6 protein-coding genes are annotated in these 7,652 nt (G+C 69.7%); all 6 read left to right on the top strand.

The annotated features are described in order from the left end of the window. The first annotated feature begins 738 nt into the window (after window positions 1-738). A complete protein-coding gene (locus tag ABZX92_RS44255) occupies window positions 739-1,482 on the top strand; it encodes a DUF4386 domain-containing protein (RefSeq protein WP_355571940.1) in 744 nt (247 codons plus the stop codon). 97 nt (window positions 1,483-1,579) lie between these two features. Beyond that, window positions 1,580-4,390: a glycosyltransferase family 2 protein gene (locus tag ABZX92_RS44250; RefSeq protein WP_355571938.1), complete on the top strand. Its 2,811-nt coding sequence runs from the start codon at window positions 1,580-1,582 to the stop codon at window positions 4,388-4,390. Next, window positions 4,387-5,178, top strand: coding sequence for a DUF4397 domain-containing protein (locus ABZX92_RS44245; RefSeq protein ID WP_355571936.1), 792 nt, complete (start codon window positions 4,387-4,389; stop codon window positions 5,176-5,178). The genes ABZX92_RS44250 and ABZX92_RS44245 overlap by 4 nt, the downstream gene beginning before the upstream one ends. Beyond that, window positions 5,175-5,786 carry a sortase gene (locus ABZX92_RS44240; RefSeq protein WP_355571934.1) on the top strand — a complete coding sequence of 204 codons (612 nt, stop codon included), beginning with the start codon at window positions 5,175-5,177 and terminating at the stop codon, window positions 5,784-5,786. Before ABZX92_RS44245 ends, ABZX92_RS44240 begins: the two co-directional genes overlap by 4 nt. A gap of 59 nt (window positions 5,787-5,845) precedes the next feature. Beyond that, a complete protein-coding gene (locus tag ABZX92_RS44235; protein ID WP_355571932.1) occupies window positions 5,846-6,568 on the top strand; it encodes a response regulator transcription factor in 723 nt (240 codons plus the stop codon). Between the two features lie 39 nt (window positions 6,569-6,607). After that, the coding region (locus tag ABZX92_RS44230) for a nucleotide sugar dehydrogenase (protein ID WP_355571930.1) at window positions 6,608-7,652 on the top strand (1,045 nt) is incomplete at its 3' end.

Below are 7,652 nucleotides of genomic sequence, written 5' to 3'. Positions count from 1 at the left end.
ACAACAACTCACCGATCGGCGGGAACCTGACGAACAACTGCCTCGGCAGCGTCCCGGCAGTCCCCAGCTGCACCGGATGACCACGTCCGGACGGCAGGTTGGTCGCGGTCACCTCATCGGCCCTGTTCGGCGTGTGTAGCGGAGTTCTACGCTGGCAAGGCATCCCGCCCGGCCGGACCATCTGCCGGACCGCATCGGCTTGACGCGGTGGATCGGGATGCGTCGGACATCCGCTCCGGACCTTGGCGGCGCAAGCGTCGAGTTGCTGACGCGTCGAGGGAGGCCGCCGAGATGTTTCCGCTCACGGCGCCGGCTGACTTGTCACGGGGGTTGAGCGCCGTTCGCCGACCTTGCCGGGACTGTCACTGCAGCCGGTTCCGAGCTCTCGTGTGTCTGGTCGGTGTCCTGAGTGGACAGGCCGGCCGTGCCGACGGCCGAAGTTCACCGGCGGCCGTCGAGCTTCCGTGACGAGCCGCATCCGAAGACCGCCTGGGCGTTCCGTCTCGCCGCGGGACGAAGCAGATTGAGCGTTTCGCCGTGCGAGTGTCGCGGCAGGAACCGGGCTGTTGCTGATGTCCGTGCTGGCGGCTTCGCCAAGTTCGTCGCGCTGGACGGGCTGGTGTTCAAGGGGGATCCAGCGCAGACGGCCTTGCACAGCTGGAGTTCACCGCGTTCAACGACGTGAGGATGGCCCCGCCTCACTCTCAGCGAATCAACTGAACAGAGAGAGCGAATGCCATGTCTGCACCCGAGAAGCCCCTCGTGCCGGCCGTCGCCGATGCGGCGATGCCGCACAGCGGGCCGACGACCGCCTCGACCAGGAAGACCGCGACTCTCGTCGGGTTGCTGTTCCTCGTCGCCACCATCGCGTTCATCTTCGCGGACACGCTCATCGGCGGAGTGCTGAGCCGGCCGGATTTCCTGGCCGGTGCGTCCGCCGACACCGCGAGCCTGGCCACCGGTGCGTCTCTGCTGGCCGGTCAGTTCGGGGTGGTGGGTATCGCGGTCCTGCTGTTTCCGTTGCTGAAACGCCACGGTGAGTCGCTGGCCCTGGCACACGTCGGGTTCCGGGTCGCGGAGCTCGCCGCGAGTCTGTTCTACCTGGCAGTCCCGCTTCTGGTGCTCGAACTCGGTGCCGGGGTGCGCGATGGCACCGTCGACACTGCCACCTCGGCGAGTCTCGGTGCCCTGCTGCGGGCGCAGTACGGCGCGTCCACTCTGCTGATCTATCTGGTCACCACGGCGGCCGGCACGTGCATGGCCGTGCTGCTGTACCGATCGCGGCTGATCCCGCGTCCGCTGGCAGTCCTCGGTCTGGTCAGCTATCCCGCGCTGCTGGCGGGGTGCGTGCTGGACATGTTCGACGTCGTCGACGTGTCACAAGGCGTCGGGCTCATCGCACTGGTTCCTGGCGGCATGTTCGAGCTGATCCTCCCGATCTGGTTGTTCGTCAAGGGATTCGCCTTCCCCGCCCAGAACTGAGGGCAGGCCGGGCGGAGACCGGGTAGTGCCCGCTGCGTAGGCGGCCTCGTCCGTGTTGATGATCCGCAGGTGCCGGGGCACGCCTAGCGTTGCCCAGGTGATTCCCTGGTGGTTGCTGGTCGTCGCCGTGCTCGGCGTCAACTTCACGCTGTGGGGAACCGTTGGACTGCTGCGTGTTCTGGCGAGCCGGGGACGTGCGGACACCCGGCCCCCTGCTCGGCTGACGGTCGACGACGTGGCTGTGTTGATGGCCGCGCACAACGAGGAACTCGTCATCACGGACAGTCTCGAATCCGTCGCGAAACTGTTGCCGCGGCACAACATCCACGTCGTGTCGGACGGGTCGCACGACCACACCGTGGAGCTGGCCCGGTCGCAGGGCGTGCACGTCATCGAGACCGCGTCGAACATCGGCAAGGCGGGCGCGCTGGAAGAGGGCATCAGGCGGTTCGGTCTGGCCGAGAAGTACGAGGCCGTGCTGCTGCTGGACGCGGACACGCGACTCGAGAGCGACTACTTCGAGCACTCCCTGCCGTTCTTCGACGACGACCGGATCGTGAGCGTCGCAGGATGCGCGGCGAGTGACTGGAGCACACCACCCCGGACGACGCTGGGCGCGCTGCTGGTCACGCACAGAGCGCGTGTCTACGCGCTGACCCAGCGGCTGCTGAAGTTCGGGCAGACCTGGCAGCCCACCAACGCGACCTTCATCGTGCCGGGGTTCGCGAGCATGTACCGCACCCGCGTGCTGCCGTCGATCAAGATCGATCAACCGGGGCTGGTGATCGAGGACTTCAACATGACCTTCGAGGTGTACCGGCAGCGCCTCGGCAAGGTCGGCTTCTCCCTCGCGGCCAGGGCCGCGACACAGGACCCGGACACGTTCGACGACTACCTCAAGCAGACCAGGCGGTGGGCACTCGGGTTCTGGCAGTCCGTGCGCAGGCACCGGCCCCGGCTCGACCTCTTCTCCGCGATGCTCGTCGTGTACGTGCTGGAGGTGCTGGTCAGCAGTCTGCTGCTGGTGGTGGCGCCGGTCCTGCTGGTGTTGTTGCTGCTGCCCGAAGTGATCCCGGAGCTGGCGGACTGGGGCGTCAGCGCGGTGATCTCCGAGTACGTCAACCCCAGGTCGATCCTCCTCGGTGTGCTGCTGCCCGACCTGGTGCTGACGGTGGGCGTCGCGATCGCCGAACGCCGGGCGCGCTACCTGCTGTTCGCCCCGTTCTACGTGCCGATGCGGGTGGTCGACGCGGTGACCGCGCTGCGCACCCTGCCCCGGGCCTGGCTGGAGCACTCGACCGGCAGGTGGGTCAGCCCTGCGCGGCGCAAGCTCAACCAACCGGGTGGTGGTGAGGCCGCGGTCCCGAAACTGGGGGCGGTGCTGGCCGCCGCGGCCGCGCTCGCCCTGGCGTTGCGGGTCTGGCTCGTGTCACCGACGCTGCCCGCGTCCGGTGCGGAGCAACGGCTGATCGACTCCGCGTTCGCCTCGCTGGGCGGTCTTCCCGGCGGCGGCAAGGGAGTCAGCGAGCTGCAGCTGCAGGGTTACCTGTCGCTGACGCGTGCGTTGGAGCGGTACGACTCCGTGTTGCTCGCCGCGCGGGAACTGTCGGTGGTCGCCACGGGTGTCGCCGCGCTGTCCACGGTCGCGCTGCTGGTGTTCGGGCTGCGGATGCGGCTGCCCGCGGTGGGTGTCGCGGTGCTGTTGCCGGCGTTCAGCGGACCGGCGGTCGCGGCGCTGGTACCGGTGGGCACGGGTGCGCTGGCGGCGGCGTGGACGATGCTCGCCTGCGCCCTGCTGGTGCCGGGACTGCAGCGCAAGGACGGTTTCCTGCTGACCCTCGGCGGTGTCGCGGCACTGGGCGCCGTGCTGACCGCGCCGATCCTGATCGTGCCGCTGCTGGCCGTGTGTGCGCTGTGGGTGCCGCTGATGGCCGCGCCGCTGGTGATCCTCGCGGTCGTGCTGCAGCTGGTGGGAGGCGGGTGGACGGCCGTCGTCGTCGCGGAGGCGTTGACGGTCGAGCAACGGATCGTGCTGCTGGCGACCGCGTTCCTGGTCGCGCTGCCCGCGTTGCTGCGCAAGGAGACCCGGCTGCTCGCGGCGGGTGTGCTGGTGATCGCCGCACAGTGCGCGTGGTTCGGCCCGGCGGCCGATGTGCTGCTGCCGGTGCTGGTCGTGCTGTCCACGGCCGTGCTCGCGGGCCTGCTGGACGCCGTGCGGCGCCCGGCACTGCTCACCTGCGCGGTCGTGCTGAGCGTCCTGGTCGCGGTCGCCGGGACGCTGTTCGTGCCGCGCATCGGACGGTGGCAGCAGGAGACCGCGCTCGCCGGATGGATCAGGGAGAACACGCCACCGACCACGATCCTCACCGCGCCGGAGGGGATCTGGTCGGAACTGGTGCACGCGGGTCTGCCCCCGGACCGCGTGCACCGCTCCGGGCCCGCCACGTTCGACGTGGTGGCGGGCAAGGGGAACGACGCCGTGGTGGCCCGGTTCGGCGGCTATGCCCTCCAGTACCGCGACAGACCGTCCGTCGAGAATTCGGTGGTGCGGTTGAACGCGGGCCGCCAGCTCGCGGCGAACCCGCGGCTGCTCGTCACCGACCAGGTCGCCCTCGCCCTGCGGGACGGACTGGTCGACCTGCGTGCGATGACGTTGCTCGCGGGGCTGAGCGCCGACCACGAGATCGTCGTCGCGGACGCGAGGACGACGGAGCCGGAGCAGGGTCTCGGCACGCCTCGCCGCGAGGTCGTGCTGTCCGCTGTGGACGGTCGTGGCGTCGACTACCCGGCGTCCAGGCAGGTTCTGACGATGTGGCTGAACGTGCAACAGGCGCCCTACGCGCCTTCGAGCATCCGGATCACTCCGCAGGGAGCGGTCATCACCTGGCTAGTGCAGGAGGAGTCATGAGAAGAGCGTCCATCGGATTTGTGGTCGCGGTGCTCGCCTCGATGGTCTGGGTGGTGCCGGCTCACGCTGCGACCGGCACCTACCTGCGACTGGCGCACCTGTCGCCGGACACGCCGCAGGTCGACGTGACCGTGAGCTCGTTCGAGCACCCGGAGGCGACGGTGCGCATTCCCGGCGTGGGGTACGGAGTTCTCTCCGACTACCAGCGCGTCGAACCCGGCACGTACACGATCGCGATGCGTCCGTCGGGCGCGGATCCGAACAGCCCGCCGGTCATCTCCGCGACGCTGCCCGCGACCGCGGGCAAGGCCTACACGGTCGCGGGCCTGGGCAAGTTCGCCTCACTCGCGTTGAAGGTGCTCGACGACGACATCACGATGCCGCCGTCCGGGCAGGCCAGGATGCGCGTCGTGAACGCCGCGCCGCTGACAGGTGACCTGAAGATCGTCCGCGGTGAGAAGGCGCTGATCGACAACGCGGCCTTCGGCACCGCGACGCCGTACTCGCTCGTGCCGGCGGGGACCACCGGGCTCAAGGTGACACCGAAGTCCGGCAGCCAGGTCGACCTCGCGGTGCCGCTGGAGGCGGGCGGCGTCTACAGCGTTCTCGTGCTGGAGCACAACGGCCAGCTGTCCACTGTGGTCCGCACCGACGCCAAGGGCGCCGAGGTCGTGCCGGTGGGAGGACAGCAGACCGGTGTCGGCGCGGGTGGTGTGCCGTGGCAGCCGTTCGTGCTGGCCGGGTTCATCGTGCTCGGCTTCCTGGTGCTGCGGCGCAGGATCGCGTGATCCGTGCGCTCGTGGTCGCGCTGCTGCCCGCTCTGATGCTGGCGGCGGACGCGGTCACGGCCGGGGTGCAGCCCGTCGTGGCGCCACCGGTGGCGCCGATGACCTCCGGCTGGGGACCGGTCACGTCACAGCCCCGTCCGCCGATGGTGGCCGACGGGGCGGTGCCGCGACCGGTCGCCGTGCGGGTGCCGGCGATCGGGGTGCGCAGCGCGCTGGTCGACCTGGCCGTGGGCGGTGGCGGTGAGCTGGTGCCGCCGGAGCGGTACGACCAGGCGGGGTGGTTCGCCGCGGGACCCGCACCGGGTGGCAGCGGCCCGGCGATGATCGCCGGGCACGTCGACTCCCGTGCGGGACCGGGTGTGTTCAGCCGCCTGCACGAGCTCGAGCAGGGGGACGACGTCATCGTCACCCGCGTGGACGGGAGTGAACTGCGTTTCGTCGTGCGCAAGGTCTACGCCGCGCCGAAGACCGCCTTCCCGACCGACCTCGTGTACTCGCCGACGCCGGTGTCCGAGCTGCGTCTCGTCACCTGCGGCGGCCCATTCGACCAGGCTTCCCGCAACTACCAGGACAACGTGATCGTCGAGGCGGTCCTGCAGGTCCCGTAGCGCGAAGCCTCATGCGTTTGCACGAGGACACGCACGCCTTTCGGTAGGACCGTGGGGCCATGAACCAATGGCGGGTCCTCCTCGTCGACGACCACCAGATGCTGACCGAGGCACTGACGGCGAAGCTCTCCGCCGCACCGGACCTGTGGGTGGTCGGCAGTCGTACGACCGACGACCAGCGCCTGACGGACACGGTGCTCCGGCTGCGGCCCGATGTCATCACGATCGAGATCGAGCAGTACGGTCTCGCGATCGCCGATGTGCTGTGCGCGTTGCGCGACGCCTGGCCGGCCACCCGGATCGTCGTGCTGACGGCGAGCCACGACCACCTCCACGCGGTGGAGGCGGCGCGTGCGGGCGCCGACGGGTGGGTGCACAAGTCGAGCTCACCCGAGCACCTCGTGGAAGTGTTGCGCGGCGTGTGCCGTGGGCAGGCGAGCTTCCCGTCCGAGCACCTGGGGGCCGTCCTGCGCGAGTTGCGCGAGGACGTGCGCCGGGTCCGCGACGGAAGTGGTCCGCTCGACGCGCTGAGCACACGTGAACGCGAGGTGCTGCAGGCGATCGTGGACGGCGGCCGGGGTGACGAGATCGCGGACCAGCTCTCGGTTTCGGCGAACACCGTGCGCACTCACACGAACAGCATCTTCACCAAACTGGACGTTCACAGCAGGCTGGAGGCCGTCTCCGTGGCACGGGCCGCGGGACTGCGGCCGGGCAGCCATGCCGACGGCGTAGCACCGCTCACCCCGCGATGTGATCCGGCCACAGGCACCGGCGCCTAGTGTCGATTCGTGGATGTGAAGTCAGTTGCCATCATGGGTATGGGGTACGTCGGACTTCCGACCGCGCTCGGGCTCTACTCGGGTGGCGTGCGGACGATCGGCATCGACATCAGCGAGCGCAGGCTCTCCGCGATCAGGGACGGTTCGGCCGACCTGCTCGACGAGGACCGGCTGAGACTGATCGAGGCCTTGGGGGACAACAATTTCGTGCTCACCACGGATGCCTCCCTCCTGAGCGGCGCCGGGGCGGTGATCGTGTGCGTCCCGACGCCGCTCGACCGCTACCTCACGCCCGACCTGACTCCGTTGCGGGCGGCGTGCGCGTCGGTCGTCGAGCGCGTCGTGCCGGGACAGGTGCTGATCCTGACCTCGACCAGCTTCGTCGGCACGACGCGCGAGCTGCTGATGGAACCGTTGCTGCGCAGGGGATTGGTGCCGGGACGGGACGTCTACGTGGCGTTCAGCCCGGAACGGATCGATCCCGGCAGGCCGGACCACCTCCAGCAACGGACTCCGCGCGTCGTCGGCGGGGCCACGCCGGAGTGCACCGAACGCGCCCGTGCCGTGCTGCGGCTCGTCGCGCCGATCGTGCACCAGGTGAGCTCACCGGAGGCGAGCGAGCTGACCAAGCTGTACGAGAACTCGTTCCGCGCGGTCACCTTGGCGCTGGCCAACGAGTTCGCCGAGATCAGCAGGTGCTTCGGGTTGGACCCCATCGAGGTGACGCACGCCGCCGGCACCAAGCCGTACGGGTTCCTGGTGTCCTACCCCGGTCCGGGTGTCGGCGGGCACTGCATTCCGTGCGACCCGCACTACCTGTTGTGGCAGCTGCGGAGATCGCGGCGCACGGCACCCATCGTCGAGGAGGCGATGCGGTCGATCGCCCGGCGTCCCCGCCAGGTCGTCGATCACGCGGTGGAGACGTTGTCGGCTGCCGGGCGCGGCATGAACGGCGCCCGCATCGTGGTCGTCGGCGTTCATCTCGCTCGGTGTCTTCAGGCCGCCCAGCCACTCGCCGCCGTTGAACTGGCCCGCGTCCGCGGTCAGGTCCGCCAGCGTGTTGGTGTCCGCGAAGCTCGCCGTC

This window comes from Lentzea sp. NPDC006480 (assembly GCF_040611995.1).
Lineage (GTDB): Bacteria > Actinomycetota > Actinomycetes > Mycobacteriales > Pseudonocardiaceae > Lentzea.
Note: the sequence above shows the minus strand (reverse complement) of the source record. Positions and strands in the feature narration are given on the sequence as shown.

Excerpts from the sequence above, each read along its gene's own strand:
- ABZX92_RS44255 (WP_355571940.1), top strand. The coding sequence starts at position 739 with ATGTCTGCACCCGAGAAGCCCCTCGTGCCGGCCGTCGCCGATGCGGCG.
- ABZX92_RS44235 (WP_355571932.1), top strand. The coding sequence starts at position 5,846 with ATGAACCAATGGCGGGTCCTCCTCGTCGACGACCACCAGATGCTGACC.
- ABZX92_RS44245 (WP_355571936.1), top strand. The coding sequence starts at position 4,387 with ATGAGAAGAGCGTCCATCGGATTTGTGGTCGCGGTGCTCGCCTCGATG.